We start from the raw sequence: 26,862 nt of genomic DNA on the forward strand, positions 1-26,862 counted from the left end.
GTAAAACGGCTTTAACCAGCAGCTTATTACGATAGAAACCAATTGAAAAGCCCAGCCTGTAATACAGGCTGGGAAACACCGAGTCTTAGCTTAAAACGCGGGTGTGTAACGCAGTGAAACGCCTAAAGTACGACCTAAAACTGAGTAATCGCTAACAGTATTAAAATGGTTAGCGCCAGATAGGGGTAACGGTGGTGCTTTATCTAACAAGTTATCAACACCGGCTGTAACGCGCACCTCATCAGTTGCTTGCCATGATGCTGATAAGTCAATATAGTTTTGCGCGGCAATACTGATACTGCGGTTAGCATCATTTTCAACCGAGCCAATACGGCGCCAGCCCAGTTGTACGCCTACTGTGTCAATATTCCAGTCTAGTGTCATGCGGTGTTTGTAGTCGGCTTGTAACACGCTAGCAAAGTCGCCTGAACACGCACTGCCAAAGGTACCTTTACAATCTATTGCGGCAACTGTGGCATTATTTTGCCGAGTTTGTTTAGTAATAATTGTACCTTGGTATCCCGCTTTCATGCTGCCGCCCATAAAGGCAGGTGCTGCAAAGCGGTAATTTAATGCTAAATCAAAGCCACTTTGTTTCATTGCCGCTAAGTTAAAGTCGTTCACTATGGCGGTGCTAATTAACCCCGTTTGTGGGTTACGTGGTACTGCATCACATAATGGGTTGCCGGCGACAGGGTTGTCGATATAGCAGTTTTTCAGAGCGGCAGCGGGCTGTATTTGGCTTACCGCGTCCGTAATTTCAATATTGTAGTAATCCAAAGTTGCATCGAAGCCGTCGATATAAGACGGTGTGAACACCAAGCCTAGGGTCGATGATTCGGCTTGCTCTGGTTTAATATTGGGGTTACCACCATAGGTATAGCTTGCCGTTGATGCATCAAACGGCGTGCCAACAGCTGCTGCGCCATAGCGCGCACACTGCTCAGCATTACCCGTGCCTAATAAACACGGATCACCGTTAAAACGACCAGCAAAGCGCGGTACAAATTGGGCGTCGGTTTGATCAAACAACGCCAGTGATAGCGCGGTAATAGGGCTAGCAAATTCGCCTAGGTTAGGCGCACGAAACGCGGTTTGGTGGCTAGCGCGAATACGGACATCGCTATTAATCGCCCAGTTTAAACCTAACTTATAAGTGTTTTTAGCATCGGTATTAGAGTACTCCGAAATACGATAAGCGCCTTCAAAATCTAATTGATCAAAAAACGGCATATCAAATAACAACGGAACTAAAACTTCGGCATAAACTTCTTTACTATCAAAGCCAGCGTTCATATCAAATACGCTAACAGCCGCATAACTGGTGCCATTACGAAAAGCATCGCCAGGTATTTGTTTGCCAGACTCTTTACGATATTCATAACCTAACGCATAGCTTACTGCGCCGGCTGGTAGTTCAAATAGGGGAGTTGAGTCGCCAGAAAGTGTTGCGGCAAGCACGTTTTGCGTACGCTCACGGTTTGAATAGAGTAATGGTGTGCTAAAGGAGCTTAGGTCTAAATTAGGGTCAAATAAGTCGACGCTATTGGCAATTGCAGCAAACCTGCTGCCACCTGTATTGTTGATCTTATAGGCATTGTTATAAATAGTTGAGGTTTCGTCGGTACGGCCAAACTGCGCGTACATGTCATAGCGTAAGCTATCGGTGATATCGCCTTTTAAGCCAAACTGATACTGACTAGACTCACGCACGGCATCGGTATGCTGTAAACCTAAACCTAAATTCCGTGCCACGTTAACTACGGCTTGTCCATTGCTATCAAAACTAATTAAATTTCGTGCTTCAGCTGGAATAAACGGATTATCGATGGTTAATGTTACCTTCTCGTTAACGCTAACCGGAGTTTGACCACTAGCGCCAGCACCGTTTACCTTAACTTTGGCATACATAACCCGGCCATATAGCTGAGCATAATCGCTAAATTCTGTATCAAAAAATAAGCCCGCTGATAAACGGTCCATAGGCTGAATTAAGTTACGCTCACCATTGATGTTAGTGTTATTGGCAGTAGCCGTAACTGCGCCACTATCACTAATACCAAAGCTATTACCGCTGGCTACATCAGTATAAAAACCACCGGTGTTAATCATGCTGTTACTGTTTTGCATGGCCCAACTACGATCACCCGCCAGCAACGCTTTACGCTCAGAATAACCAACATAACCGGTAAGATGACCACGACCATTAGCAATATCACCACCAAACACAGCTTCAGTGTTTAGCTTTTCTGCACCATCTTGCGCGGTTTCATAGCTCGCTGATAGCTCAACGCCGTCGAACTGGTCGTCCATAATAAAGTTCACCACACCAGCAACGGCATCGGCACCATAAACAGCAGCAGCGCCGCCAGTTAATACGTCAACCCGCTTAATTAAACCAGCAGGGATAATATTAACGTCAACCGAGTTACGAAAACTAAAAGGCACCGCCCGAGTGCCATTAATTAATACCAGTGTACGGTTTTGGCCAAGGCTGCGCAGGTCAATGGTTGAAGAACCTAAAGAGTCACCTACTGTAGCGCCGGTCGCATTTGCACCAGCGGCTGCTTGTGGCAGTTTTGCGGTAATATCTTCTACGTTTACCGCGCGGTCTAGCTGAATTTGCACTTCATCTACTGAGGCAACAGGGCTTGATGCAACTAACTCAGTACGCGCAATACGCGAACCGGTAATAGTAATAACTTCCGGCTTTTCAGCACTGTTAGTACTGTCTTGTTGCTGAGCTAATGCTAGATGGCTAAACAGTGCTAAATTAACTGCTAGCGCCAGTTTGGATGCGTTGCGTAGATTAAAGCTGTTATGTTTATTGCTGAGATAGGTTGTCATCTTTATATACTCCCTGTTGCTAGCGCAATGATATTCGTTCAGATTAATGGATTTTTTATACGTTGTTCGCTATTTATGCTGAATTTATACGCCAGCTGTTTTGCTTTTGCAATTTTATTTAGTGAGAATACATATATTGTTGGATAAATTATTCATGGTAAAGTTAAGCTTCGTGCCCGAACGTCATGCTCAAGGAAATAATAATGCACAGCCATATACAGCAGCTATTTGATATTGCCGCTAAACCCAGTCGTAAAATAATTGGCCTAATGAGCGGCACCTCGCTTGATGGTTTAGATGTGGCATTGTGTGAGCTGAGTGGCGACGGTTTAGACACTAACATTAGCGTATTGCAGTTTATGACCGTTGATTATGACGCTGACTATAAGCAGCGGGTAAAAGCGGTGTTTGCTAAGCGCGAGGTTGATTTACAAAGTGTCACCTTACTTAACCCGTGGATTGGCCTAGAGCATGGCAAAATGATTAACCAGTGTTTAGCCAAATGGCAGTTAACTGCGGCGGATGTTGATGTGATAGCCAGCCACGGCCAAACTATTTTTCATTGCCCTAAACGCAAACATAACCTTGCCGAATATGGAAATGCGACGCTGCAAATTGGCGATGGCGACCATCTTGCAGTAACAACTGGCATAACTACGATTAGCGATTTTCGCCAAAAGCATATTGCTGCGGGTGGCGAGGGTGCGCCTTTAGCGGTGTATGGTGATTATCTATTGTTTAGTAGCCGTGACGAAAATCGCATAATGCTGAACATTGGCGGTATCGCTAATTTTACTTGGCTGCCACAAACTCTTGATGCTAATGCGGTGTTTAGTAGTGATATTGGCCCCGGCAATACCATGATGGATGCGTTTATCCAGCGGCATTATCCCGCTCAATACTTTGATGCCGATGCTAAGCTAGCAAGGGCCGGTAAGGTAAGTGAGCCTTTACTGGGGGCCTTGATGCAAGATGAATTTTTTACCCTTAACTTTCCTAAAACGACGGGGCCAGAGGTATTTAATTTAGCCTATTTAGCTAACGCCCAACAGCAGTCTGGCACGCAAAGTTTAAGCCATGCCGATATTATGGCAACGTTAAACTGTTTTTCCGCACAGATGATTATTGCGGCTATTAAGCAAACCACCGCGCAGCTAGATAACTTTGTTATTTATGCCAGTGGTGGTGGCATTCATAACCCCGTATTAATGAGCCAAATTCAACACGCATTACCTGAAGTAGCTATAAAAACTACTGCCGATTTAGGTATAAACCCAGATGCTAAAGAAGCGGTGTTATTTGCCGTACTGGCAAATGAATGTTTAGTTGGTGGTAAACAGCAGTTTAGTAATGCGCGTGAAGGCATACCTGGCGTAACTATGGGTAAAATTAGCTTTGCTGATTAGTACATGCGTTCGCTCTACAATATAGCTTGCTGGCGCAACGTTTCCAGCTGTGCCAGCCGTGCATGGTAGCTAACATAGTTTACAGTCATGCTGTTCAGTACCTTTCCTACCGGATTGTATAGCCAGCTGTACCAAGTTGGTTCAGTTGCCGCATGGCCATTAACCTGAGCTAACAACATGCCAGCGAGCTGATTACGACTTGCTTGACTTTGAAACAGCGGCTTTAGTATCAGCCATTCTAATTTATCAACTGCGCTCAGATCATTTGTTGCTGTATCACTTAGTAGCAATGTTTCTGTTACGTTGTTGCTAAAAGCCCATTCGCCAGACATTGCTTGAAGCAGGCTTAGCTCTTGCTCAGTAAAAGGGCTTAGCCAGCTTTGCGGTCGTATAGCAGCGTACTGCTGTGCACTGAGTTGCTGCCTAATAGCCTGGGCAAAATTAAAATGCCGTTTTATAGCCTCAGCGCCTATTAACTTAGTTAACAGCATATTGTGCTTAGGCTGTAGTGAGCGCCAAAACTGCATATCTTGCTGCAACAGTAGCTGTACCTTTTCGGTGTCTTGTTGTTGTGCTGCCAGCCAGGCTTGAACCAGAAGCAGCCGTTGGCCGTTTAACAGGCTGCGAAAAGACGGCAAGGTTGCAGCGGCATCGGCAGGAATAAGTTCATACCAGGCAGTAAAGCTGCGCACCTGCTGATAAAAATCGATTGTATCTTGATGCTGTGCTATCCATAGCGCCAGCTCTGGTTGGGCCATTAATACCGCGTTGCACTCGGTTATATTGCACTGGCGCAACAACTGAGCAAGGGGTTCTGACAACTGATATTCACCCTGCAGCTCATATTGCTGCAAAAACAAGTAGCCATTATTGTCAGCGCTTTGTTCAACGTCTGGCGCTACGCTTTGTTGCAGTTGCTGCAGCGTGATTGCGGCCTCTGATGGCGCTTCGTCTTGCCAGTTAATCAGCACCAGTAGCAAATACAATATGACAAACAGCGACACCAATGCTGCTAAAAATTTACCCAACCCTTTAACCAGTTTTAATAACAGCGCCATTCCGTTAGCCTTATAAAATAATTCAACTGTATACTTCAAATCTATTACCCAAAAAACCGGTTAATGATACACCACGAATGTTCATTACCCAAATAAGCATACCAGTTCATGGCGTCTTGGTAGCTAATGGGGTCGGTTTGCATAAAGCGGCCTAGCTTTGGATGATATACCCGAGCTTTGTAATGGTAAAGCTCGGTGCCGGGTATCAGGATTTGGCCGGTGTATCTAAAGCGTGAAGCGCTTTGGTTAATCGGCTCGCCATAGGGGCCGTAGCGGTGGGTAGTTACTACACCGCCTGTGGCGTTGGTTTCACTGACAATAGAGCCGCGCTCATCAGCTAGCAGGTAACGCTTATTGCTGGTGCCAGTGCCGGTGTACCACACTAGCGGGTCGTCGGTGCCGGCGCCATGTATGTAGCGGTTTAGCAAAGCGCCGCTGGCGTTGTATTCGGCCACCAGCTCGTCGCCGTCGTATAAAAAGGTGGTTTTACTGCCGTTTAACGTACTGCTGTTCAGCCGGCCTATGGCTTAAGGTAGTGCCGGCTAGGCGCCGCCTGGGATCAAATCTTGGCTTTGCTATTCAGCAGAGGCAAAAGTCAAGACCCGACCCCAAGGCTCCACGACCCCAAGGCTCCACAGCAGAGGCAAAAGTCAAGACCCGACCCCAAGGCTCCGACCCCAAGGCTCCATGAAACTGATTCAACTCGGTTACCAACATGCTCTGCGAGAGGTCCCGGAGCTTTAGAATCAATGGGGTGATTCAATGAACCTGACCCTTTTGATTGTTAAGCCATACTTGGGATCAAATCTTGGCTTTTGCTACTCAGCAGAGGCAAAAGTCAAGACGCGACCCTGAGGTTTCCTGCGCTACATAACATGCTGTGTGCTACCCGGCAAATAAAGGCGGGGCAATCGGGCCATCAGGTTTCCTCCTTGAAGTACCTGAAAAAACTAGCCCGCTAATGGCGTAGATTCAATGACCCTATTGATTCTTGCTCACATATACTTAAGCAGTATCCCAACATAAGCAAAGATATAGACGATGAAAGCTGTTGTACGTATAGGCAAATTCTCTTTTCCTGCATCTACCTTGTCGCCCAAGGCAACATAAACCTCTCCGCCTCCTAAAAAGTAAATAATATTTCTCAACAGAAAAATTATTGCGACAAACAAGACTAAATCAGTGACGAGCTCACCCGAGTAATCAACTAAGAACAACAAAAAGACAAAATGAACAAGCACAACAATTAACCATGCAAACGCTAAGGTTTTTTTATTTTCCTTCATACGAAGATACCTGATCAGCTACTAAATTACCTATTGCGCCTCTTACAGGCTGAGGGACTGTAATGCGATAAAGTTGGAATGTTACTAAGGCACCTACAGTGAATCCCGTTAACGGGCCGTATTCTCCACGGTAGGTAAGGAAGCCAGTAGCACTCACACCTGCAATGAACATTACTCTGTTAGTTGGTGCCATGATTGCAACTTTACCTACAACATTGCCAATATCAGAAACTACATTAATAGCTTTAGCTTCAGCATAGGCGTGGTTTTCTTCATTTTGTAAACCACGCATCAAACATTGTGGCTGATTGCAAGCACGCATTTTGGTTGGGTATACTTTACCATTAGCTTGCCGCGACGAATACCTGTCACGCATGCGTCCTGAATCGTTAAGATCAGACACATCTCCGTCAATTTTATACCCACCACAGCCTCTGTCGGTTTTATACTTTCCGCATAAACCACTTGGGTCAACCTTATTAACCGGATCATTCCCGCCATAGGCATACCAGTTCATGCCATCCTGGTAGCCTATCGGGTCGGTTTGCATAAAGCGGCCGAGCTTTGGATGATATACCCGCGCTTTGTAGTGGTAAAGCTCGGTGCCGGGGATAAGAATTTGCCCGGTGTACCTAAAACGTGAAGCACTTTGGTTTATCGGCTCGCCATAGGGGCCGTAGCGGTGGGTGGTTACTACACCGCCTGTGGCGTTGGTTTCACTGACAATAGAGCCGCGCTCGTCGGCTAATAGGTAGCGCTTATTGCCAGTGCCAGCGCCGATATACCACACCAGCGGGTCGTCGTTGCCAGCACCATGAATATAGCGGTTGAGCAAGGTGCCACTGGCGTTGTATTCGGCTACTAGCTCGTCACCGTCGTATAAAAAGCTGGTTTTACTGCCATTTAGGGTACTGCTATTAAGCCGGCCTATGGCGTCGTAAGCCAAATTCGTGGCAGGACCTGACCCTATTTATAAGTAGTTCGTTATAACAATAAGGCTCGATCTACCACGGGTAATATCTCAGCAGACTTTAAAAGCATATTTCCAACATCTTTAATTAAGATACCTTTAATATATTTAGAATCATGCTGTGCCGAGTGGCAAAATAAATCCAGCATACTTACTATTTCCCCATATGTTGGATTAGAATAAAGCTCTTTTACAGCGTCATAACCGATGACTTCTTCTAGCATAATCCAAGGTTCTGCATCATAAGACCTGTTTTCATTCACAGCAGTAACACATAATTTGATGATTTCAGCAAGGAGAACCAATCGCTCACAATTTGTATCCATTAAAGTCTCTCCCAAAATTCCCACTTCGGTACGCCTGGCGTTTCTTGCCAAGGTCTGTGCCGCCCAATCCCTCCTGGACCCCTTCTATGATAGTGAGGCAATACTTTACCTCTTGCCCATTTAGGTAAGCGGCTCGCAGCTTTACCTTGATTAGGAAGACGGCCTACATCTAGGCGAGCATTATTTTGTCCAATACCTATTGAAAATCCACCATATTTATCATGATGGCCGAACTTAAGCCAACCTGTCTTAGTTAATCTAGCGCCAAGAGCACCAACACCAGCAGTTCCAAGCGTAAGAGATGTATTAACAGCTGTTTCGGATGTCCATAAAACAGCTAAAAACAAACCAGCTCTTGCAGTAGGATCTTCGTGCCAATCTGAACTTACAACTCGTTCAGCCCAATATTGAGCTGCATTGTCACCCGCTTCGGTACCCGGTAAATAGCTTCCTAACGTCCGCTTCTTTTGTGAAAATCCCCCTGTCAGATCAGACACATCTCCATCAAATTGATACTCACCGCAGCCTCTGCTGCCCTTAAATCGGCCACATAAACCATTTGGGTCAGTCATATTAACCGGATCATTGCCCACATAAGCATACCAGTTCATGCCGTCTTCGTAGCCAATAGGGTCAGTCTGTAAGAAGCGGCCTAGCTTTGGATGATATACCCGAGCTTTGTAATGGTAAAGCTCGGTGCCCGGTAGCAGGATCTGGCCGGTGTATCTAAAGCGAGAAACGCTTTGGTTAATCGGCTCGCCATAAGGGCCGTAACGGTGGGTGGTAAACAGCCGTTTAGTAATGCGCGTGAAGGCATACCCGGCGTTACTATGGGTAAAATTAGCTTTGCTGATTAGCGCATGCGTTCGCTCTACAATATAGCTTGCTGGCGCAACGTTTCCAGCTGTGCCAGCCGTGCATGGTAGCTAACATAGTTTACAGTCATGCTGTTCAGTACCTTTCCTACCGGATTGTATAGCCAGCTGTACCAAGTTGGTTCAGCTGCCGCATGGCCATTAACCTGAGCTAACAACATGCCAGTGTGCTGATTACGACTTGCTTGCCTTTGAAACAGCGGCTTTAGTATCAGTCATTCTAATTTTTCAACTGTGCTCAGCGCCTATTAACTTAGTTAACAGCATATTGTGTTTAGGTTGTAATGAGCGCCAAAACTGAAAACTGGCTGCAGCAGTAGCTGTACCTACATCAAAAGAACTATGTTTTCGACATGACGTAGTTGCCTTGTTAAAGTTTCCGTGCTAGTTTTTTTGCTTAAATGTTTCTTTAATTAAACAGGGAGTGTTTACAGTGAATCTAAGAAAATTTTCTGTTTTTGCTTTATACCTCGGCATGGTGTTTACATTGCAAGCTCAGACACTAACAGTAAAGGAAAAGCCTTTTGCCTCGTATGAACCTTATGCGAATTTTTTTGGTTTTTCTGATACTGAAGCATATATGAAATTTGCTCAATCAATGGAGAAACTAAGAAGTCAACAATTAAGGTCTGAAGTAGATATTTGGGCTTTACCTCAAGTTAAAAAGGCGTTAAATGATAATTATCAAACGCTTGGCTCAGAAGAAAAATCAGAATTAAGTGTAGTCGTCAATCAAAGGCAACGAGAGTTAGCAGATTTGCTTGGTGTGACAGTTAAAGATTTACTTCCGCTGATGAATAAATATTTGGATTTCGCTGAACTGCAGGAGTCGTTGCATCAGATAGAACAATCTAAAAATAAAGACTTATACTCATCCGCGGAAGATGATGAGGAAATTGAACGTATAACGGTTAATGGACAATTATTATTCTCTTGGGGAGGATATGGCTCAATAATGATGGGAATTGGTTTAGCTGAGTTAGCCGGAACTAGAGGAATAAGCCAATATCAAGAATTTGAGGTGGTTTTTATTGAGCGGCAAACAGTCCAAACATTTATGTACAATAATTTTTCTGGGGCGTGGGCTCGGTCTTCAGAGCGGGAGCTATTGCCCAATGAGCACATTGGAATTGAGTAATGATGGACTAGCTCTTCATAGAGCTGACAGGGAACAATTTTGTGATAGCACATGTCAGATTCTTTTGCGTGTAGTCGTCTCTCTATAAGCCTCATGATCTGATTCTGAGGTATTTCAAGGTATTAGCGCGTAATGTGCAGCTGAAACAGGATTACCCTAACAAACCAACCGTTGAAGCCCTAGACGGGCGAAAACGAGTCCCCATGGATGGGTTTACGACGTGTTGGCGTGGGTAAGCATGTTGAAAATAGCAGCTAACTAAGAACGCTACGCTTTTTGCACTGTTGGATGCACACCCGCAATCATACAGCGCACTGAACCGCCGGCGGCTTCTATTGTTGGCACTGCTAGCGGCAGTAGGCGGGTATATTGGCCAAGCGTGGTTTTTTGTGCTTCGCTTAGCGCGTTAAATGCCGTTTCAGATAATGCTAACACTGAGCCGTCTGCAGCTTGCAATTCTAAAGCATTGCCGCAAAACTGATGAATTTGCTGGTTGCTTAGCTCAATTACACTAAGGCCACTTTGTTTAAATAAGTTATATAAACGCGGCTTATCGGCTGTGGCCACCATGTTCATGCCAATCATGACAAACTGTGTTGCCACGCACATTAAAACATTGGTGTGATAAATGGGCATATTATGCTCATCAGCCGCATTAAATAGCACGTCTTGATAACCAAGCAGCTGACATACTTGGCGCAATAGTTCAGCATCAGTGCGTTTAGATTCTACGGCGTAGGCCAGTTTATGCTGGTGATCAAATACAATAGAGCCCGTGCCTTCTAAAAACGTATCTTCGTTGGCAAAGTGGCGAAAATCAACGTATTGCTGGTACTGATAGTTGGCTTGTAAAAAATCGATAATATCTTGGCGATATTCTAAGCGCCGGTTGTCGGCATACATGGGGTAGCTAATAACTAAGCCATTGTGATGAGTGGAAAACCAGTTGTTTGGGAATACCGAGTCGGGTGTGCTGGTGCCTGTATCTTCAAAAACATGCACTTGTATGCCGTTATTTTGCAATGTTGCTATAGCATTAGTCACTTCAGCATAAGCTGCCTGTGCTGATTGCTTCGCATCAAGTGGCCGTTGAAAGGCGTTATCGGCCATGGTTTGCGGGTTAGACACAAACTGATGTGGGCGCACCATAACAATAGCGTTAGGTGCTTGTATATTTACTGTTGTATTCAAGGTTTAGCTCTCACGAATGACCGAAAATAAATTACGCGGATCGGCTTGCTGGGTAATTAAATCTAAAATTTGATATTCCGGCTGTTGCAGCAATAAATCACGGATAAACACCAGCGCAGAAAAATCTTCACTGGCAAAACCCACGCCATCAAACACAATTAATTGCTGATCATTATCGCGCGCTGTTACCTGCTGGTTTACCACCTGATGAAACTCGGTAACGGCAAAGTTAGCTGGTAAGTGTTGAATTTCACCCTCAATACGCGTTTGTGGCTCAAACTCGACAAATACTTTATCGGCACGTTGTAAAATTTTACTGTCCAGCTCGGTTTTACCCGGGCAGTCGCCGCCAATAGCATTAATAAATACGCCGTTTGTTATCATATCATTGTGCAATACGATGGCGTTTTTCTTATCAGCAGTGCAGGTAGTAATAATGTGTGCACCAGTAACGGCTTCAGCGGCAGATGAGCATATAACCACGTCAATATTAAAACCCTGCAAGTTGTTGTAGGTTTTTTCGCTGGCGCTGCGGTCAATGTCATACAGCCTAAATTGGCGAATACCTAACACGGTTTTCATTGCTAAAGCTTGGAATTCAGATTGGGCACCATTACCTATTAAAGCTAAGGTGGTCGCATTAGTTGGTGCGCAGTATTTGGCCACCATAGCTGAAGTAGCAGCCGTTCTTAATGCGGTTAACACACACATTTCAGATAATAGGATAGGGTAACCGGTAGCCACGTCGGCTAATAAACCAAACGCAGCCACGGTTTGTAAGTCTTGCTTGGTATTAATCGGGTGGCCATTTACGTACTTACAGGCAAACATATTGCCATCACTTACTGGCATTAACTCAATAACACCATCTTTAGAATGGCTGGCGTAGCGGGCTGATTTTTCAAATAAGTGCCAGCGCTTATAGTCGGCTTCCACACACTTAACTAACGCGCTAATGCAGGCCTCTATACCAAGCGTATTAATGAGCTTTTTCATGTTTGCCACGCTAACAAAGGGCACTCCTTGCTTGGGCGCGATTATAAAATTATCCATGTTTTACCTTGTTACGTCGTTGTGTTGTGAATCGTTTATCTGTGTCGCTAATGTTAGAAGATGTCGCTGTTATTTAAAATGTCAAAAATATATACTAAGTGAGTTGTTTTTAGGCAAATTGCTAATTGTTAACTTGCACTTTGCTATGTCTGGCCGTTAACTGAAGTAAAACCAATGAAAGCTTATATATATGACTCATTAGATAGCGCGCTAATTGGCGAATTGCGTAAAGATGGGCGGGCGTCTATTTCTTATTTGGCTCAAGCACTAAAGGTGTCGCGGGCGACAGTACAAAACCGCTTAGATCGACTGGTGTCATCCGGCGCTATTTTAGGTTTTACCGTGCGAGTGCGGGCCGAGGTAGAGCAGCAGGTAGTGCGCGCCATTATGATGATTGAGGTGACGGGTAAATCGACGTCTCAGGTCGTGCAAAAAATACGTGGCATACCAGAGCTGGTTAAATTGCACACCACGAATGGCGCGTGGGATCTCGTTGCAGAAATACAAACCACCAGTTTAGCTGAGTTTGACCGAGTATTGCGCCAGGTAAGGGAAGTAGACGGCATTCTTAATAGTGAAACCAGTTTGTTACTATCCAGTATGTAGTTCATGCGCTTGCAGGTAAGAAAAAGCGACGCCTGATTGATAAGCGTCGCTTTATCAGAAGCTTACTGGTAACTCCACGTTTGTGTTAAGCCACTAAAGCTTTGATAAGCACGAATGCCAACGTGCCACTTACCGGCTTGTGGGTTAGTGATGGTACAAGACTCTGTGCTACCGTTTTTATATGGACGGCAAGTATAGGATGAGGTGGTAGGTGCGCTGCCAAAACGCAGATATAAGTCAGCATCGCCGCTGCCACCGCTAATGTTTACTTTTAAGCTTTTAGCGCCGGCTGGCACCGTAATTTCGTTGCGTGCCCAGTTACCGCTAGTCGCGCTTAAGTTAGTTAAGGTGCCTGAATTACTGTCACCTGGAGGCGTAGTGCCGCCACAAGCGGCATTAACACCTACCACGGAAAAGGCCGCGGTTACATCGGCTTGGCTGTAACCTTTATCTGCGGTAGCTTTATACACACCACAGGCCGCGTTGACATAATTACTGTTGGCGTTCCAGTAAATTTGGTTGGCAAGGGTAAATACTTCAAAGGCTTTACGTGTAGTCCAGCCGCTAGTGGTGGCGAGTTTGTAAAAGGCTTTGTTAAATACACCAGAACTGTGGTGAACGTCCATGCCCGATCTAAAATCACTGGCGTGGCCTATTGAGCTGCCATCTTGCGGCGGGTTAGCCATGTAGCGTAGCGCACCATTACTTTTGAAAATATCAGCACCTACTTTCCAGTCATTGCTGCCGTGCATAAAGTTTTCTGCCGCTTCACCAGCCATATCGGAGAACGCTTCGTTAATACCACCTGATTGGCCGCTATACACTAAGCCTGAATTAAATTCGGTAAAGCCGTGGCTTACTTCGTGCGCAGATACGTCTAGGCTTACTAATGGATAGAACGTCGAACCACCGTCGCCAAAGGTCATTTGGCTGCCATCCCAAAACGCATTTTCATAGTTATTACCGTAATGCACGCGCATCCGCAGTTTGCGCTGTAACGGGTTAACGCCAATCCACGCTTGATACATATCAAATACTACACCACCATAATAGTGAGCGTCGTTAAGGGGTGAGTAAGCGCCATTAATTTGCTTTACGGTATTGGTTGGGCAGGTGAACTGATGAATGCTGCCACCAGAAGTTGAGCCATTCATATTAATAGTTTCAACATTGTTATTAGTCATACGGCAATTGTTGTCGACGTTTAAATAACCGTAATCTACACCGTAATAGTACTGGCCGGTTTTCTGGTTACCGCCTGGGCCTTGTGCATCTTTATGCGCAATACCTTCCCATTGCTGCAGTACTTCTGCGCTATTAGCGTCAATAATATAGAATGGGCGGCTTGGCTCGCCATTTACCTCGGTAACATAATCACTGATATACACTAAACGCGCTTGCTGGTTGTCATCGAGATACACCCACAATTTCGCTTTTTCGCTAAGTTGTTTTAATGCTTGTAGATCAACCTTAAGTGCACCACCCAACTGCTTTGCCACAGGCAAGAAAGCTTTACTTGCTGTAAGCGCGGGTGTCGCAGAAGCTAAATCATGGCTAATGGCATTAACTACTTCGCCACTAACATCGCTAAAACCTGCTGCTGACTCTAATGCCACCACACTATGGCCCCACACCGGAACACCTTGGTACAACTGCTGTAAACGAACCTTGTTTTGGCCATCAGCACGCACAATGCTACGGCTAACTGCAAACGCCGGTTCATCGGCATTCATGGTTTGCTGCTGGCTTTGACTAGATAATAATTTTATATCGGCAGTAGTTGCGGGGGTAACGTCAGCAGCAACAGCCGATTGGCTGCAAGCGAGCAGCACCGCGATAGCGGTAGCTGATAATATCGGATTACGCATCTCGTGTTTCCTTAATAAGGTTAATTATTTGTTTAATTCTTTAGCTTTGCATTCACAGCAACTGTAGCGGAATGCCAAACAAATAACTGAGATGAGAAATAAAAATCAGCAATATATCAGCTGAATATCAAAACGCTGTTTCAGCGCTGGGTAAAGTCGTAAATGAATAAAAAATGTCGCGTCTATTGATAAAAAAATAATGGCTTAACTTACTTTTAGCTACCAAAACGAGTTGCAGCAAAACGATTTAATAAGCGGTGTACGATGTAACACATTAATAATGTTGCGATAATGGCAACAGCTATGCTGCTAAAACGGTATAGCGCACTGTAAATAAGATCATTGGTTGGCGTTAAGTATTGGCCAAATAAAATACCTAAGGTTGTCATAGCACCAAACCCGACCCCCGAGCCACTGGCTTCTTTTACATGCACCTGAGCAAACAGTAATACGCCCAACCAAAACAAGGGTGCGATCAGTATTAACAAGCCATACCAATTATATAAAACCACTTGTATTAGCACGCCAAAGGTTACCCCTAATAAGGTGCCAATGGCCCGTTTACGCGCGTAGCCTAGTGCACCATTCCAGTGCATTGGGAACAGCAACAGTAGGGTGGTGGCCTGCGCTGACATCGAATCCCGTAAATCAAAAACTTGGAAGAAAATGAAAGACGCCGTGGCAATTAGAGTACCTAATAGCGCTTCATGGCGCATACGATTAGCGGATTTGTCGACTTTTTCTGGCGATTGCCGTGGTGCGACATCAGGCCAAATTGCGGTCATTACATAGGCGATAACGCCTGCTAGTATCGTAGCCCAGAAGTTACTAAAAATAAGCGCATTGATATCCGAGCCAGGGTAGCTAGCAAAGTGCAGCATAATACTTAGGCTGATTACGCCATTGGCGCCAAATAAAAATAAGCTACCTTTAGACATAGCGATAAAGCGGTATAAGAATAGGCCAAACACTATCGGTAGCATTAATGCCGGGTGGCCACCAAATAGCCCACCGATAATGCCAACCTCAACTCCGGTCATCGCGGCTGATGCTAATAATTGCCGCATAGCATGGCCGTTCATTACGGGTACTAAGCCAAGGAGTAACATGGGTGTTACGGTGAAAAATACACCATAGGGTAAATTTAATAATTTACAAATCATAAAACCAATACTGGCGCCGGTAGCAATGCGCAAGCATTGGCGTAAGTCGTTGGCGCTTAATGGGCTATGGCGTAATAACATCTAACTTGGCCTATGCATAAAGGGGGGCTATGGTTTAATAAATATAATGTAAAATGCTAATGGCTTTAATTTGTAGCTTGGCAAAAAAGCCTAGTACCGGGTTATCTGGCACTAGCTGCACGGTGGCGCGAGCACCGGCGGCTAAGGTGTCACTGGGCGTGTGTTGCAGCTGCAGATGTAAGCGCAGGCGTTGAGCATCGCGCACCCAGCGCTCTGACTCTTGTGGTGCGGCCAAACGTGCGTTAGCATCAAATTGCCCCGCACTTACACCGGCGTCAATAGAGGTAACGGTTGCAGCATATAGTTTGCCGGGTTCGGCATCAAAGCTAATCATTGCCTGATAGCCTGGGTTAATGCCGCGTAAACTTTTCTCTCTAAAGTCAGCAATAATATCAATCTCATCGGATACTAAAGCTAATAATGGCTGGCCTGTAGCAGCAAAACTACCGGCGTCTAGCTGTAAGTTGGTGACAATACCCTGGTGATCGGCACTAATGCGGGTATAAGCAAGATTCAGCTCAGCCTGCTGCAAATGATTTTGTGCTTGGCGTAGTTTTAAATTGTCATCACCTAAGGTGCCGCGATTAACCTTAAGTTTCTCTAAACGCGCTTTAGCTGCCAGTAAATTTGCCTCAGCGGCTAAGGCATCACTATTCGCTTGGTCAGTTAGTTGCTGTGACACTCCGCGGGTTAGATATAAAGTATTTAGGCGTTTAGCAATAATCTGTTGTTGCTCAGCCATGGCACTACTGGCCTCAACTTCTGCGGCGGCGGCATGTAAAGCGGCATCAAGTTCGGTGTTATCTTGTTTTGCTTGTTCTAGCGCTAATTTGGCTTGAGCAACGGCAAGTTGATAAGGCGCAGCATCAATAACAAATAGCAGCTCTCCTTGCTGTACCCTTTGGTTGTTTTTTACCGCGACAAGGCTAACTTTACCGCTGATCTGAGGCGTTACCTTGGTAACCGTTCTGGTAACCATAGCTTGCGGTGTTAGTGGAATAGTGGCATCGGCAAACATAAAGTAACCAAATAGCAGCACAAATAACAGGCTAGATAATTTCACTAATCTGGCAAATTGTTGATCGGGAGTTCTAGCGTTTTTCATTACAGCGTACCGTGTTGTTGGCGAGTTTAGTTAATGCGTTGTCGGTAATAACCGCGAGTACGCGGCTAAATTCTGTTAGTTCCTGCTCGTTAACGCTGGCTAATAATTCGCCGCGTACCCTGACTATATGAGTTTCCATTTGTTTTAATATCTCTACGCCGGCATCGGTTAGGCTAACTACCCGCGCGCGTTTGTCGTTAGTACAGCTGCGGCGAATAATAAACTGCTGCTGTTCTAACTGGTTTAAAGTACGCATTAACGAAGCTAGCTCAATTTCTAGCGCATCAGCTAATACCTTTTGGCTTACGCCATCGCCTAGTTGGCTAATTTTCCACAGCGCTGTCCAGCGCGGATGGGTTAAACCCAGCGGAATTAATTCGGCGTCGGCCACTGTGCGCCATAGGCGATGTAAACGCCCTAAGCGTTCGGCAAGTGATAATTCAGTAGTGAGGTGGGCCATACAATTAACTATTTTACTTAGCATGCTAACAATTGTAATTGATTAGCACGCTAAGTAAATATTTTTTTGTTAGAAAGTTTAGTGAGACTCGCCTAACGATTTAATGGCTTGCACCATGGCAACCATTACTTTTTGCGCATCGCCATACACCATCTGGGTGTTGTCGGCATAAAACAGTGCGTTTTCTACGCCAGAATAGCCTTTACCTTGGCCGCGTTTAACCACGTAAACTTGCTTTGCTTGATCTACGTTTAAAATGGGCATGCCGTAAATAGGCGAGCTTTTATTACTGCGCGCGGCTGGGTTTACGGTGTCGTTAGCGCCAATAACAATAGCGACATCGGCTTCTTTAAACTCGGCGTTAATGTCTTCCATGTCAAAAATAATATCGTAAGGCACGCCGGCTTCAGCCAATAATACGTTCATATGGCCCGGCATACGGCCAGCTACCGGGTGAATAGCAAATTTTACGTCTACGCCCGCGTCTTGCAGCAGCTTTACCAGTTCATAAAGTTTATGTTGGGCTTGTGCTACCGCCAAACCGTAACCCGGCGCAATAATTACCTTGCTGGCATAGCGCATATTGATACCCGCATCTGCGGCATCAACGGGTTTTTGGCTACCCGCTATTTCGCCTTGTTCCTCATCACCGTTGGCGCCAAAGTTAGAAAACAACACATTGGCAACCGAGCGGTTCATGGCTTTTGCCATTAATAAGGTTAATAGCGAACCGGCGGAGCCAACGACCATACCGGCGATCATCAGTGCGGGGTTGTTAAGCACATAGCCTTCAAAGCCCACCGCCAAACCAGTAAAGGCATTGTATAACGAAATTACCACCGGCATATCAGCGCCGCCAATGGGCATGGTCATCATTACGCCATAAATAAGTGCGACGACAAAAAAAGCAATAAATACCGTCATTGCCACTGCGCCACCTTGCGATACCATATATGCGCCTAGCGCTAATAATATAAGCAATAGGCTGCCGTTAACCGCTTGTAAGCCAGAAAAACGCAGGGTTTTACTAATGCGCCCATCTAGTTTTGCCCAAGCGATTAGCGAACCTGATAACGACACTGCACCAATAACGCCACCCAGTATGGCCAAAGTTAAGGAAATGCTGCCGTGAGTTTTGTAGCCAATAAGTTCGATGGCAGCAATGGCCGCTGCCGCGCCGCCACCCATTCCGTTATATAATGCCACCATTTGAGGCATTTCGGTCATAGCCACTTTTTTACCGCTGCGCCAAGCCCAACCTAAGCCTAATACTAGGGCGATAACAGCAAGGCTAATATTGGTAGTTAAATGGGGTTGTGCCGCTGGATTAACATCTAGGGTATAAAGAAAACTTGCCAGCACAGCTAACACCATGCCGCTACCGGCAACCACAATGCCTGAACGAGCCGTAACCGGTGATGACATGCGTTTTAGGCCGTAAATAAATAGAAATGCGGCAATAAAGTAACTTGCATCAATTAACAACGCTGCATTCATTGCTTACTCCTTCACCTTTTTGCCAGATGGCTTAAACATTTGTAGCATGCGCTCTGTTACCACATAGCCGCCAGCAGCATTGCCAGCGCCCAACAATACGCCAACAAAACCAATTATTTGTTCGGGTAAGCTGGTAGCATTAAGCAGCGCCCATAGTGCGCCGACTACGACAATGCCGTGAATAAAGTTAGAACCCGACATTAGCGGGGTGTGTAAGATAGCTGGCACACGGCCGATAATCTCAAAACCAGCAAAAGCAGCGAGCATAAAAATATACAGCGCGACAAAGCCGGATAAAACCGTAGTGGTGTAATCCATGATTATTTCCTAAATAGCTGGTGCATTACTGTTGTTCTAAAGCGGTTTTTACCGCTGCAGGTTTAATCTCGCCGTTATGGGTAAGTACGGTTTTTGCTAAAACTTCATCGTCCCAATTTAAATTAATGGCGTTATTGATAATCATCAGTTGTAGTAAGTTAAGCAGGTTTTTGGCGTAGAGTTCTGAAGCATGCTCGGCCAGCATTGACGGCACGTTAAACGGTGCAGCTATAGTTATTTGGCCTTGCTCAATAGTTTTGCCAGGTTGGCTGTATTCACAATTTCCACCGCCTTCGGCGGCAAGATCAATAATTACGGCACCGAGTTTCATGCCGTCTACCTGTGCTTTACTAATTAGCTTGGGCGATGGCCGACCAGGAATAGCTGCAGTGGTAATAACAATATCGGCCTGTTGAATATGCCGAGTTACCACGCTGGCAATTTTTTCTTTTTCGTCAGCAGTTAGCTCGCGAGCATAACCGCCTTCGCCACGAGCATCGACGCCGGTATCAACAAATTTTGCCCCAAGTGATTCGGCTTGTTCTTTAGTTTCAGGGCGTACGTCGTACCCTTCTGTGATAGCGCCTAAGCGTCTAGCGGTAGCTAGAGCTTGTAAGCCAGCGACACCTAGCCCCATAACTAAACAGCGTGCCGGACGAATAGAGCCGACTGCTGTGGTCATCATGGGTAAAATACGCGCGAGCTTAGTGGCGCCGAGTAATGCAGCATAATAGCCGGCTAATGCCGCTTGAGAAGACAGGGCGTCCATGGCTTGGGCTCGGCTAATGCGAGGTACCTGCTCCATGGCAAAGCAGGTGATGTTTTTATCGCGCAGTAAACGGGTGAGTTCAGGCTCTTTATGGGCATAAATAAAACTGAGTAAAATGGTGCCGGGTTGCAGTAAGTTAACTTGTTCTAGCGTAGGTGGCTGCACGGCAAGCACAATGGCGGCATCGCTGAGTAGTTCGCTGTCGCTGTGGGCAAAGCTAACTGTGCTATAAGCGCTGTCTGGTAATTTACTATTAAGACCTGCGCCACTAAAAATACAAATATCACAGCCAAGCTTGCTGAGCTTTTCTGCTACAGCCGGCACCATGGCAACGCGTTTCTCGTCTGGCCTGCGCTCCAATAGCACGGCGACCTTAATGGGCATATTTTATACTCCTTAATATAACTGTTTGAGGAGTATAGTCTTTATTGACAGACTTGTTACTGTAGCGAAAATGATATCAACTATTTTTGTCGCTGATATGGCAAAGTTTCGTGACAAAAAATAGCGGGTTAATGCGGACTGGTAAGGTTGTCTAAAGCGTGTTGTAGCGCGGCTAAAATATCCGAGCTTTTACGCAGCACCCGTAATTGCCAAAATAACTCTGCTGCTGCCGGATACTGCAGTTTTAAATAACTAAACCATTGTTTAATGCGATTGGCATAGTATTGGCCTTTATCGCCAGCAATTTCAAATTCAGAATATTGCATCAACAGGGTTAATACTTGCGGCCAAGGCATAGCGGCAGTGTTATTGCGGATCGTTTGCGCTAAATTCGGCATCGCTAAGGCGCCACGGCCGAGCATAATATCTTGGCAATTAGATTGTTGCTGGCACAACTTGGCATCGCTGGCGGTCCAAATTTCACCGTTGGCAATTAGCGGGATAGCAACCTGTTGTTTTATTTTCGCGATCCAAGGCCAGTAGGCCGGCGGCCGATAGCCATCGCTTTTAGTTCTGGCGTGTACGGTCAGCATGCTGGCGCCCGCAGCGGCTATCGCTGATGCGTTATCTAAGGTTAGGCTTGTATCATCATAGCCAAGGCGAATTTTGGCGCTAACTGGAAATTGTGCTGGCACGGCATCACGTACGGCTTTAACAATCTGGTATAACTGCTCGGTTTCCTTTAATAATACGGCGCCGCCGCGGCTTTTATTGACGGCTTTGGCGGGGCAGCCAAAATTTAAATCGACACCGGGCGAGCCTAATTCCACTGCCCGCACCGCATTTTCTGCTAGCCAGTGTGGTTCTTGGCCAAGTAACTGAATACGCACGGGTGTGCCAGCAGCGGTTTTGCCAGCAGTTAATAACTCTGGACATATTCGTGTAAATACCCGCGCAGGCAACTTTTGATCGACGATACGAATAAATTCGGTAATACATAAATCGTATCCACCAATCCGCGTTAGCATGTCACGCATTAGGTGATCGACCACACCTTCCATTGGCGCTAGAATAATATTCATCGACGACGGGTAATATAATGGATGCGAGCTAACTGAACAGGCAAGGCTTAAACTTTATAAATGGTATTGATTTGCTGCCGATGCAGTAACTCAGCAAGCTCGGGCAACTGCAGCAGTTCAATTTCTAACACCTCAAGTATGGTGCTGTTGTGCTGCTCCCATTCAGGGTCTAAGTTTAAATTAAATAGTTGTCGGCTTTCGCCAGTAAAGTGTTCTGCCAGCTTTAACAAAGCAAATAATTGTCGTTCGATCAGACTGTCTGATTCAAGGATTAACGCTGGGCTATGATGGTAGGCAATCACATTGCATAGCTCTGTGGTTAAGCCCCAAGACTCTGCAATTAAATAGCCGAGTACTTCATGGCAGGTGTGAAAATGCTGTTCTTCTATTTCGCTGTAACCATACTGGGCAACTAAGCCCTGCTGCATCAGTTGCTCATAATTAGCAGCCTGTTGCTGAATTAGTGCAATACCGGCATTGTGGAATAACCCTAAGCTATAACAATCGTCCTGTATAGCCTGCGAGAAGTTGAAATGCTTTGCCAGCGTCATGGCAGTATTACCGGTTTGCAATGCTGTTGCCCAGAGCTTTAGGCTAAATTTATCGTCTTTACCGTCGGATAACGTAAAGCGTATCAGTACACTGCGCACCAACTTTAACACGCGGCTGACACCTAAAAATTTACAGGCGTGCTCAACCGATGTGATTTTTTGACGTAAGCCAAAAAACGCGGAATTTACCACTTTTAACGTAAAGCCAGCGATGCCGATATCTAGATTAATTAGTGTAGCAATACGCTTAATGTTGGGTTCTGGAGCGTCGAGTTGCTGCTGAATATGCAGCAATATTTCTGGCTGTGGCGGTATGGTAAAACCATTTAGCGCCTGTTCAATTGCTGACATGTCAATGGCCTGTGCCATGAAGCTCTCCGTAATAAACCGCATAACAACACGCTAGCAAAAGCCGGCATGGTAAATAATTCTGCGTCATTATGACGGCTATGTGCTTAAGAGTCGAGGTAGGGGCGACCTGACATGAGCTGTTGCGCAAATTGTTGCTCACTTTGCTGCTCGTTTAATTGTAAGTCATTAAACTGCACATCAAACTGGATCAGTTCTTCATCATCTAAATGCTGGGCAACTAAACGATCAGGTACATGGCCAACTTGACGATAAGCATTAATTGCAACTTGAGCGGCTTGTTCCATGAGCAATAAAAAGTGGCCAAGCGGAAATTCTTGAAAAATTTCTGCATCTAAATGTGCCCAGCCTAATAAGTCACCGCTAATGCTGCCATCTGAATGATCGGTAAACAGCATAGATACCGCAGCGCAAGCTGGGTTTTCGCCCATCTGATATTGTTCAACATCTTCGCTGCTAAACAGTAACACATAGCCAAAACCAGGGCTGCCCTCAGCGTCCATGTCGTCGAATGAGGTATCGTACAACAAAAAAAAGCGATCTTCGGTCATGACTGGCTCCTGCTGAAAAAGTGGCCGCTAATTCTACCTGAATTTGCGCCAATGCTAAAGCTGCAACGGTAAATGCTACTAAGTTGTTGGTAAATGGGCGCTATTAGTGCTTAAAGTTAGGTTTGTGCTTGATAGGGTATTTCTAGCAATAAAGCCAAAGCCAATAATAAAGCTTGTTCTTGCATTTCTAACAAGCCATCGGCACGGACGCAGGCATCAATGGCTTGCCATAATTGTTGCTTTTGCTGTGGTGCTAATGCCAATAGTGCTGGCAGCTGTGTGTTTAAGCAGGCAAATATGTCGGTTGGGCGTGACGCTGTAACGCTAAAAGGTAAGCTGGCAATCGCGGCTTGCCAAGCTTGTTGTTGTTTGTCGGTATCACCGGCGGTACTACTAACTAAGCTTAGTAAGGCTAATACGCTGTCACTGTGTTGCGCTAAATCTTGGTTAGAATAACGACGAGCTATTTTTTCGTTGTCAAAGTACACCGCAACACTGTGTTTTATAAACTGGCTGCTCAGCCACGCCGCTAAGGTTGGTTGGCTGCTAGCTGTTAAAAGCGCCTCTAACAAAGCATTAAATTGGCTAAACTGGGTTTTTGACAACATTTTAAGTGCGGGGATCACGCGTTGCAGCAGTTGAACTTGTTGTAAGGTGTCTAAGGCATCAACGCTGTCGCACAGTTGGTCGACCTGTTGTAATAATTCAATAGAACCGAGTTGTTTAATCTGCTGTAACTGTGTCGCACGGACAGTATCGTCGTTGTGCAGTATTAGGCAGCAAACGAGCGCTTGAGCTGGTTCGGGTTGCCGACTGCTATGCAGCAATAACAACGGCAAGGCTTGCTGTAACCGTTCGGCATTACTCTTTTTCTGACCACTATTGTCGGTTGTTTGCTCGTCAACTAAATTAGGTTCAGTGCCTGTTTGTGCCGGGCGCGGTGTCGGAAACTTACCATTCCATTGTGGTTCTAAGCGTTTAATCCGGGTAGCTAATGGCGGGTGGGTCGCAAATAGTGATAGCCAGTGGCTAACCGCATTACCAAAAAATAAGTGGCTGTTTTCATCAGCATTTTGATTGGTAATTTTACTACCATTACTAGAGCTGCCAATAATTTTTAGCGCGCCAGCAATGCCGCGCGGGTTGCGAGTAAATTGCACTGCGCTAGCGTCAGCTAAATACTCGCGTTGTCGGCTGACGGCTGCTTTAATTAGATTGCCAAAAAATGAGCCAAGGTAGCCAACGGCCACCAAGCCAACGGCTAAAAGTACGATACCACCCGCGCCATTTTTATTGTTACCAGAACGGCTACTGCTGCGCATTACCCGGTTATGGCTGCTGCCACGTAAAATGTAATAGCCAATATGACCAACAAATAAAATGCCATTTAAAATAGCGATAAGGCGAATGTTCATCCGCATATCGCCATTTAAAATATGGCTGAATTCATGGGCAATTACCCCCTGTAATTCATCGCGATTTAGCTGTTGCAAACAACCTTGAGTAACGCCAATTACCGCATCGGCAGGGCTATAGCCTGCGGCAAACGCATTTATGCCTTGCTCCGGTAATACATACACTAGTGGCACGGGCGTGTTCGCGGCTAGTGCAACTTCTTCAACAATATTTAATAAACGTCGCTGCAAGGGATCTTGGCTGTCGGGGGCTAACCTAACGCCACCTAAGGATTCGGCAACGACCTTGCCGCCGGCTTTTAGCTGTAGCCACTTCACTAGCACCGCCACGCTGACACCAGCAATGACCACAGTGGTTATTAGCAGGAATAAGTCCCAAGGTAAATGCTGCCAATTACGGCTGTCGGAAAAGTGTTCTGTATCAACAAAGCCTAGCGCTATCACAGCAATAACATTAGTTAGCAGTATCAGCAGCAATACAGCTAGCGAAAACAGCGCAATAAGAATGCGCGTATTGCGCCGCGCTAAGTCTTGTTGGGCAAAAAAGTTACTGCTCATTTATTAACCGGCGTTAGCGATTAAAAGCTAACTTTTGGCGCAGCTTGAATAGCGGCGCTGTCAGCAAACTCAAGTAATTTCGCATCGGCGGCATGGCCAAAGCTGGCGGCAAAAATAACCGGCGGAAAACTCTGTTTGTAGCTATTGTATTCGGTAACCGCATCGTTAAAGGCTTGGCGTGCAAAAGCCACGCGGTTTTCTGTGCTGGTTAACTCTTCCGATAGCTGCATCATATTTTGATTAGCTTTTAAATCTGGATAGGCTTCCATTACCACGTTTAAGCGGCTCATTGCGCCTTGTAATGCTCCTTCGGCACTGGCTAACTGCGATATAGCACCTGCATCACCAGGGTTATTTGCGGCAACTTTCAAGCCGGCTAATGCCGCATTACGTGCATTAATTACCGCTTCTAACGTGTCGCGCTCATGTGCCATATAGGCTTTGGCAGTTTCAACTAAATTAGGGATCAGGTCATAGCGGCGCTTAAGTTGTACTTCAATTTGCGCAAAGGCATTTTGAAAACGATTTTTTAATTTTACTAATGCGTTAAAAATGCTAATAACCCAGAACACTAGTGCAACGAGGATAACGAGGATAATTAAGCCGGTCATGATGACTCCGATAAATGGGGTAATATTGCTAATCATTGTTAACAATAGTTTAAACTCTGTCTAGTCTTTATTCGGTGAAACAGCACTAAAGTATGATAATTAGTGTTTGCTGTCCTAGCGTTGGTAATTCAGGTTGGCTGCGGTATTATAAAGGCAATGAATTAAGGGGTTTATATGAGCGAGTTTCAACATATTTCGGTAATGCAAACAGCAGAGTTATTGGCTGCAGGTAAGGTAGTGGTTGCCGATATTCGTGATGAACAAAGTTATAACACAGGCCATATCGAGGGGGCTTATCATCTTACTAATGGCAGCCTTAATAGCTTTATGCAGCAGTTTGAGTTTGACCAACCTGTGGTCGTGGTATGTTATCACGGTAACTCTAGCCAAGGGGCGGCGCAGTATTTAGTGCAGCAAGGCTTTGAGCAGGTATTTAGCCTAGACGGGGGCTTTGAAAGTTGGCGCACACAGCAACCTTTTGTGAGTGATGACCGTGCATAAATTTGCTGAGTTAAATTCTGCGCAGGCCGCACAATTGTTTGCTGATTATTGCAACGCCAATGGGCTAGATGTGAGTGCGGTTGTAAAGCAGCCTAATTTTGCCGAGCTTTATGTCGCACCCGAACAGCTTGCTCAGGTTGAAATAGAGTTTCAACGTTTTATAGCGCAGCCTTCCGATGCGCGCTATCAAGCAGCCGCTTGGCAATTAAGCCAGCCTAAAGTGGTGCAGGGCAAGGCGCTGCCAGCGTTTAATTTACTTAACGTTTGGCAACAAGCGCCAATAACCTTGTTCGTGATAGCGCTATGTGTACTGGTTTATATCTGGCAACAGATAGACTGGCCTAGTGTTAGTGCGTTATTGCAATTAGACAAACCCAGCCAGCTATGGCGTTGGTTTACACCAATGTTATTGCATTTTGATCCTACCCATTTAGTGTTTAATTTAGCCTGGTGGTTATATTTAGGCCGGCAATTAGAGTCACGCTTAGGCGGTCTGATGTTGTTGAACATCGCTCTATCGGTTGCGCTGGTGTCAAACGCGGCACAGTATTTTATGGTGGGTCCGCATTTTGGTGGTCTGTCGGGAGTGGTATACGGGCTATTTGGTTACTTTTGGCTGACAGGGCGGCTTAACCCTGCGCAGGGCATTAATATTAGTTCAGGCTTAGCCGGCTTTATGCTGTTGTGGTTAGTGCTAGGCTTTTTCGACATACTTTGGGTTAGCATGGCAAACTGGGCACATTTAGGTGGCTTACTTGCAGGCGTGGCTTGGGCCTGGCTATTGCGCAATCAGCCAGGGCGTAAAGTGATATAAGTTGTCAGG

27 protein-coding genes are annotated in these 26,862 nt (G+C 45.6%); 5 read left to right on the forward strand and 22 right to left on the reverse strand.

Annotation, left to right across the window (positions count from 1 at the left end):
- Positions 1 to 90: 90 nt before the first annotated feature.
- Positions 91 to 2,847, reverse strand: coding sequence for a TonB-dependent receptor (locus E0Z06_RS02820; RefSeq protein ID WP_132581696.1), 2,757 nt, complete (start codon positions 2,845 to 2,847; stop codon positions 91 to 93).
- A 203-nt stretch (positions 2,848 to 3,050) separates the two neighbouring features.
- Here E0Z06_RS02820 and E0Z06_RS02825 point away from each other — a divergent pair, with 203 nt between their 5' ends.
- The gene (locus E0Z06_RS02825; RefSeq protein ID WP_132581698.1) at positions 3,051 to 4,253 is read left to right on the forward strand and encodes an anhydro-N-acetylmuramic acid kinase; all 1,203 of its coding nucleotides are present in this window, start codon (positions 3,051 to 3,053) and stop codon (positions 4,251 to 4,253) included.
- Positions 4,254 to 4,267: 14 nt separating this feature from the next.
- Here E0Z06_RS02825 and E0Z06_RS02830 read toward each other — a convergent pair whose 3' ends face one another.
- The 7 genes from E0Z06_RS02830 to E0Z06_RS15555 all read right to left on the reverse strand — a co-directional run bounded on the left by E0Z06_RS02830 (position 4,268) and on the right by E0Z06_RS15555 (position 8,929).
- Positions 4,268 to 5,311 carry a hypothetical protein gene (locus E0Z06_RS02830; protein WP_132581700.1) on the reverse strand — a complete coding sequence of 348 codons (1,044 nt, stop codon included), beginning with the start codon at positions 5,309 to 5,311 and terminating at the stop codon, positions 4,268 to 4,270.
- Positions 5,312 to 5,355: 44 nt separating this feature from the next.
- On the reverse strand, positions 5,356 to 5,766 hold the full coding sequence (locus E0Z06_RS02835; protein WP_165907364.1) for an RHS repeat-associated core domain-containing protein: 411 nt from the start codon (positions 5,764 to 5,766) through the stop codon (positions 5,356 to 5,358).
- Between the two features lie 540 nt (positions 5,767 to 6,306).
- On the reverse strand, positions 6,307 to 6,597 hold the full coding sequence (locus tag E0Z06_RS02840) for a hypothetical protein (RefSeq protein WP_132581704.1): 291 nt from the start codon (positions 6,595 to 6,597) through the stop codon (positions 6,307 to 6,309).
- Entirely contained in the window at positions 6,584 to 7,543 is a 960-nt protein-coding gene (locus E0Z06_RS02845; protein ID WP_165907365.1) for an RHS repeat-associated core domain-containing protein, read from the reverse strand. The genes E0Z06_RS02840 and E0Z06_RS02845 overlap by 14 nt, the downstream gene beginning before the upstream one ends.
- A 38-nt stretch (positions 7,544 to 7,581) precedes the next feature.
- Entirely contained in the window at positions 7,582 to 7,893 is a 312-nt protein-coding gene (locus E0Z06_RS02850) for a hypothetical protein (protein WP_132581708.1), read from the reverse strand.
- Complete coding sequence (locus E0Z06_RS02855; RefSeq protein WP_132581710.1) at positions 7,893 to 8,771, reverse strand: RHS repeat-associated core domain-containing protein; 879 nt, start codon at positions 8,769 to 8,771, stop codon at positions 7,893 to 7,895. Before E0Z06_RS02855 ends, E0Z06_RS02850 begins: the two co-directional genes overlap by 1 nt.
- A complete protein-coding gene (locus E0Z06_RS15555) occupies positions 8,765 to 8,929 on the reverse strand; it encodes a hypothetical protein (RefSeq protein ID WP_165907366.1) in 165 nt (54 codons plus the stop codon). The genes E0Z06_RS02855 and E0Z06_RS15555 overlap by 7 nt, the downstream gene beginning before the upstream one ends.
- 272 nt (positions 8,930 to 9,201) lie before the next feature.
- On the opposite strand from E0Z06_RS15555, the gene E0Z06_RS02860 reads away from it, so the two are divergent.
- Positions 9,202 to 9,906, forward strand: a complete 705-nt coding sequence (locus tag E0Z06_RS02860; protein WP_132581712.1) for a hypothetical protein — start codon at positions 9,202 to 9,204, stop codon at positions 9,904 to 9,906.
- Between the two features lie 267 nt (positions 9,907 to 10,173).
- Here E0Z06_RS02860 and E0Z06_RS02865 read toward each other — a convergent pair whose 3' ends face one another.
- Both E0Z06_RS02865 and E0Z06_RS02870 read right to left on the reverse strand, forming a co-directional pair.
- Positions 10,174 to 11,097, reverse strand: coding sequence for an arginine deiminase-related protein (locus E0Z06_RS02865; protein ID WP_243695549.1), 924 nt, complete (start codon positions 11,095 to 11,097; stop codon positions 10,174 to 10,176).
- A 3-nt stretch (positions 11,098 to 11,100) separates the two neighbouring features.
- Positions 11,101 to 12,150 carry an ornithine cyclodeaminase gene (locus tag E0Z06_RS02870; protein ID WP_132581714.1) on the reverse strand — a complete coding sequence of 350 codons (1,050 nt, stop codon included), beginning with the start codon at positions 12,148 to 12,150 and terminating at the stop codon, positions 11,101 to 11,103.
- Positions 12,151 to 12,324: 174 nt separating this feature from the next.
- Here E0Z06_RS02870 and E0Z06_RS02875 point away from each other — a divergent pair, with 174 nt between their 5' ends.
- A complete protein-coding gene (locus E0Z06_RS02875; protein ID WP_132581716.1) occupies positions 12,325 to 12,756 on the forward strand; it encodes an Lrp/AsnC family transcriptional regulator in 432 nt (143 codons plus the stop codon).
- Between the two features lie 62 nt (positions 12,757 to 12,818).
- Here E0Z06_RS02875 and E0Z06_RS02880 read toward each other — a convergent pair whose 3' ends face one another.
- The 12 genes from E0Z06_RS02880 to E0Z06_RS02935 form a co-directional block, all read right to left on the reverse strand.
- On the reverse strand, positions 12,819 to 14,624 hold the full coding sequence (locus E0Z06_RS02880) for a M4 family metallopeptidase (protein ID WP_132581718.1): 1,806 nt from the start codon (positions 14,622 to 14,624) through the stop codon (positions 12,819 to 12,821).
- A 215-nt stretch (positions 14,625 to 14,839) separates the two neighbouring features.
- Complete coding sequence (locus tag E0Z06_RS02885; RefSeq protein ID WP_132581720.1) at positions 14,840 to 15,868, reverse strand: DUF2955 domain-containing protein; 1,029 nt, start codon at positions 15,866 to 15,868, stop codon at positions 14,840 to 14,842.
- Between the two features lie 34 nt (positions 15,869 to 15,902).
- Entirely contained in the window at positions 15,903 to 16,973 is a 1,071-nt protein-coding gene (locus E0Z06_RS02890; RefSeq protein WP_132581722.1) for an HlyD family secretion protein, read from the reverse strand.
- Positions 16,960 to 17,433, reverse strand: a complete 474-nt coding sequence (locus tag E0Z06_RS02895; RefSeq protein WP_132581724.1) for a MarR family transcriptional regulator — start codon at positions 17,431 to 17,433, stop codon at positions 16,960 to 16,962. The genes E0Z06_RS02890 and E0Z06_RS02895 overlap by 14 nt, the downstream gene beginning before the upstream one ends.
- A gap of 78 nt (positions 17,434 to 17,511) precedes the next feature.
- Positions 17,512 to 18,930: an NAD(P)(+) transhydrogenase (Re/Si-specific) subunit beta gene (locus tag E0Z06_RS02900; protein WP_132581726.1), complete on the reverse strand. Its 1,419-nt coding sequence runs from the start codon at positions 18,928 to 18,930 to the stop codon at positions 17,512 to 17,514.
- A 3-nt stretch (positions 18,931 to 18,933) separates the two neighbouring features.
- A complete protein-coding gene (locus E0Z06_RS02905) occupies positions 18,934 to 19,248 on the reverse strand; it encodes an NAD(P) transhydrogenase subunit alpha (RefSeq protein WP_132581728.1) in 315 nt (104 codons plus the stop codon).
- A 25-nt stretch (positions 19,249 to 19,273) separates the two neighbouring features.
- Complete coding sequence (locus tag E0Z06_RS02910) at positions 19,274 to 20,401, reverse strand: NAD(P) transhydrogenase subunit alpha (protein WP_132581730.1); 1,128 nt, start codon at positions 20,399 to 20,401, stop codon at positions 19,274 to 19,276.
- Positions 20,402 to 20,529: 128 nt separating this feature from the next.
- Positions 20,530 to 21,483, reverse strand: a complete 954-nt coding sequence (dusC, locus tag E0Z06_RS02915; RefSeq protein ID WP_132581732.1) for a tRNA dihydrouridine(16) synthase DusC — start codon at positions 21,481 to 21,483, stop codon at positions 20,530 to 20,532.
- Positions 21,484 to 21,530: 47 nt separating this feature from the next.
- Positions 21,531 to 22,403 (reverse strand): HDOD domain-containing protein, encoded by an 873-nt coding sequence (locus E0Z06_RS02920; RefSeq protein WP_132581734.1) that lies wholly within the window; start codon positions 22,401 to 22,403, stop codon positions 21,531 to 21,533.
- An 86-nt stretch (positions 22,404 to 22,489) separates the two neighbouring features.
- A complete protein-coding gene (locus E0Z06_RS02925; protein WP_132581736.1) occupies positions 22,490 to 22,954 on the reverse strand; it encodes a hypothetical protein in 465 nt (154 codons plus the stop codon).
- Positions 22,955 to 23,070: 116 nt separating this feature from the next.
- Positions 23,071 to 24,927 (reverse strand): M48 family metallopeptidase, encoded by a 1,857-nt coding sequence (locus E0Z06_RS02930; protein ID WP_132581738.1) that lies wholly within the window; start codon positions 24,925 to 24,927, stop codon positions 23,071 to 23,073.
- A gap of 20 nt (positions 24,928 to 24,947) precedes the next feature.
- Positions 24,948 to 25,538 (reverse strand): LemA family protein, encoded by a 591-nt coding sequence (locus E0Z06_RS02935; protein ID WP_132581740.1) that lies wholly within the window; start codon positions 25,536 to 25,538, stop codon positions 24,948 to 24,950.
- A gap of 174 nt (positions 25,539 to 25,712) precedes the next feature.
- Here E0Z06_RS02935 and glpE point away from each other — a divergent pair, with 174 nt between their 5' ends.
- Together glpE and glpG are read left to right on the forward strand one after the other, a co-directional pair.
- A complete protein-coding gene (gene glpE, locus E0Z06_RS02940; RefSeq protein ID WP_132581742.1) occupies positions 25,713 to 26,039 on the forward strand; it encodes a thiosulfate sulfurtransferase GlpE in 327 nt (108 codons plus the stop codon).
- On the forward strand, positions 26,026 to 26,853 hold the full coding sequence (gene glpG / locus E0Z06_RS02945; RefSeq protein WP_132581744.1) for a rhomboid family intramembrane serine protease GlpG: 828 nt from the start codon (positions 26,026 to 26,028) through the stop codon (positions 26,851 to 26,853). The genes glpE and glpG overlap by 14 nt, the downstream gene beginning before the upstream one ends.
- Positions 26,854 to 26,862: the final 9 nt, after the last annotated feature.

Origin of the sequence: Rheinheimera sp. D18 (genome assembly GCF_004345025.1) — a bacterium.
Taxonomy (GTDB): Bacteria; Pseudomonadota; Gammaproteobacteria; order Enterobacterales; family Alteromonadaceae; genus Alishewanella; species Alishewanella metallidurans.

What these genes read in the sequence shown, in the direction of transcription:
- E0Z06_RS02820 (WP_132581696.1), bottom strand. Translation starts at nt 2,847, where the DNA reads ATGACAACCTATCTCAGCAATAAACATAACAGCTTTAATCTACGCAAC.
- glpE (WP_132581742.1), top strand. Translation starts at nt 25,713, where the DNA reads ATGAGCGAGTTTCAACATATTTCGGTAATGCAAACAGCAGAGTTATTG.
- dusC (WP_132581732.1), bottom strand. Translation starts at nt 21,483, where the DNA reads ATGAATATTATTCTAGCGCCAATGGAAGGTGTGGTCGATCACCTAATG.
- E0Z06_RS02880 (WP_132581718.1), bottom strand. Translation starts at nt 14,624, where the DNA reads ATGCGTAATCCGATATTATCAGCTACCGCTATCGCGGTGCTGCTCGCT.
- E0Z06_RS02935 (WP_132581740.1), bottom strand. Translation starts at nt 25,538, where the DNA reads ATGACCGGCTTAATTATCCTCGTTATCCTCGTTGCACTAGTGTTCTGG.
- E0Z06_RS02825 (WP_132581698.1), top strand. Translation starts at nt 3,051, where the DNA reads ATGCACAGCCATATACAGCAGCTATTTGATATTGCCGCTAAACCCAGT.
- E0Z06_RS02870 (WP_132581714.1), bottom strand. Translation starts at nt 12,150, where the DNA reads ATGGATAATTTTATAATCGCGCCCAAGCAAGGAGTGCCCTTTGTTAGC.
- E0Z06_RS02890 (WP_132581722.1), bottom strand. Translation starts at nt 16,973, where the DNA reads ATGAAAAACGCTAGAACTCCCGATCAACAATTTGCCAGATTAGTGAAA.
- glpG (WP_132581744.1), top strand. Translation starts at nt 26,026, where the DNA reads ATGACCGTGCATAAATTTGCTGAGTTAAATTCTGCGCAGGCCGCACAA.
- E0Z06_RS02910 (WP_132581730.1), bottom strand. Translation starts at nt 20,401, where the DNA reads ATGCCCATTAAGGTCGCCGTGCTATTGGAGCGCAGGCCAGACGAGAAA.
- E0Z06_RS02850 (WP_132581708.1), bottom strand. Translation starts at nt 7,893, where the DNA reads ATGGATACAAATTGTGAGCGATTGGTTCTCCTTGCTGAAATCATCAAA.
- E0Z06_RS02925 (WP_132581736.1), bottom strand. Translation starts at nt 22,954, where the DNA reads ATGACCGAAGATCGCTTTTTTTTGTTGTACGATACCTCATTCGACGAC.
- E0Z06_RS02930 (WP_132581738.1), bottom strand. Translation starts at nt 24,927, where the DNA reads ATGAGCAGTAACTTTTTTGCCCAACAAGACTTAGCGCGGCGCAATACG.
- E0Z06_RS02900 (WP_132581726.1), bottom strand. Translation starts at nt 18,930, where the DNA reads ATGAATGCAGCGTTGTTAATTGATGCAAGTTACTTTATTGCCGCATTT.
- E0Z06_RS02905 (WP_132581728.1), bottom strand. Translation starts at nt 19,248, where the DNA reads ATGGATTACACCACTACGGTTTTATCCGGCTTTGTCGCGCTGTATATT.
- E0Z06_RS02920 (WP_132581734.1), bottom strand. Translation starts at nt 22,403, where the DNA reads ATGGCACAGGCCATTGACATGTCAGCAATTGAACAGGCGCTAAATGGT.
- E0Z06_RS02875 (WP_132581716.1), top strand. Translation starts at nt 12,325, where the DNA reads ATGAAAGCTTATATATATGACTCATTAGATAGCGCGCTAATTGGCGAA.
- E0Z06_RS02895 (WP_132581724.1), bottom strand. Translation starts at nt 17,433, where the DNA reads ATGGCCCACCTCACTACTGAATTATCACTTGCCGAACGCTTAGGGCGT.
- E0Z06_RS02830 (WP_132581700.1), bottom strand. Translation starts at nt 5,311, where the DNA reads ATGGCGCTGTTATTAAAACTGGTTAAAGGGTTGGGTAAATTTTTAGCA.
- E0Z06_RS15555 (WP_165907366.1), bottom strand. Translation starts at nt 8,929, where the DNA reads ATGTTGTTAGCTCAGGTTAATGGCCATGCGGCAGCTGAACCAACTTGG.
- E0Z06_RS02840 (WP_132581704.1), bottom strand. Translation starts at nt 6,597, where the DNA reads ATGAAGGAAAATAAAAAAACCTTAGCGTTTGCATGGTTAATTGTTGTG.
- E0Z06_RS02885 (WP_132581720.1), bottom strand. Translation starts at nt 15,868, where the DNA reads ATGTTATTACGCCATAGCCCATTAAGCGCCAACGACTTACGCCAATGC.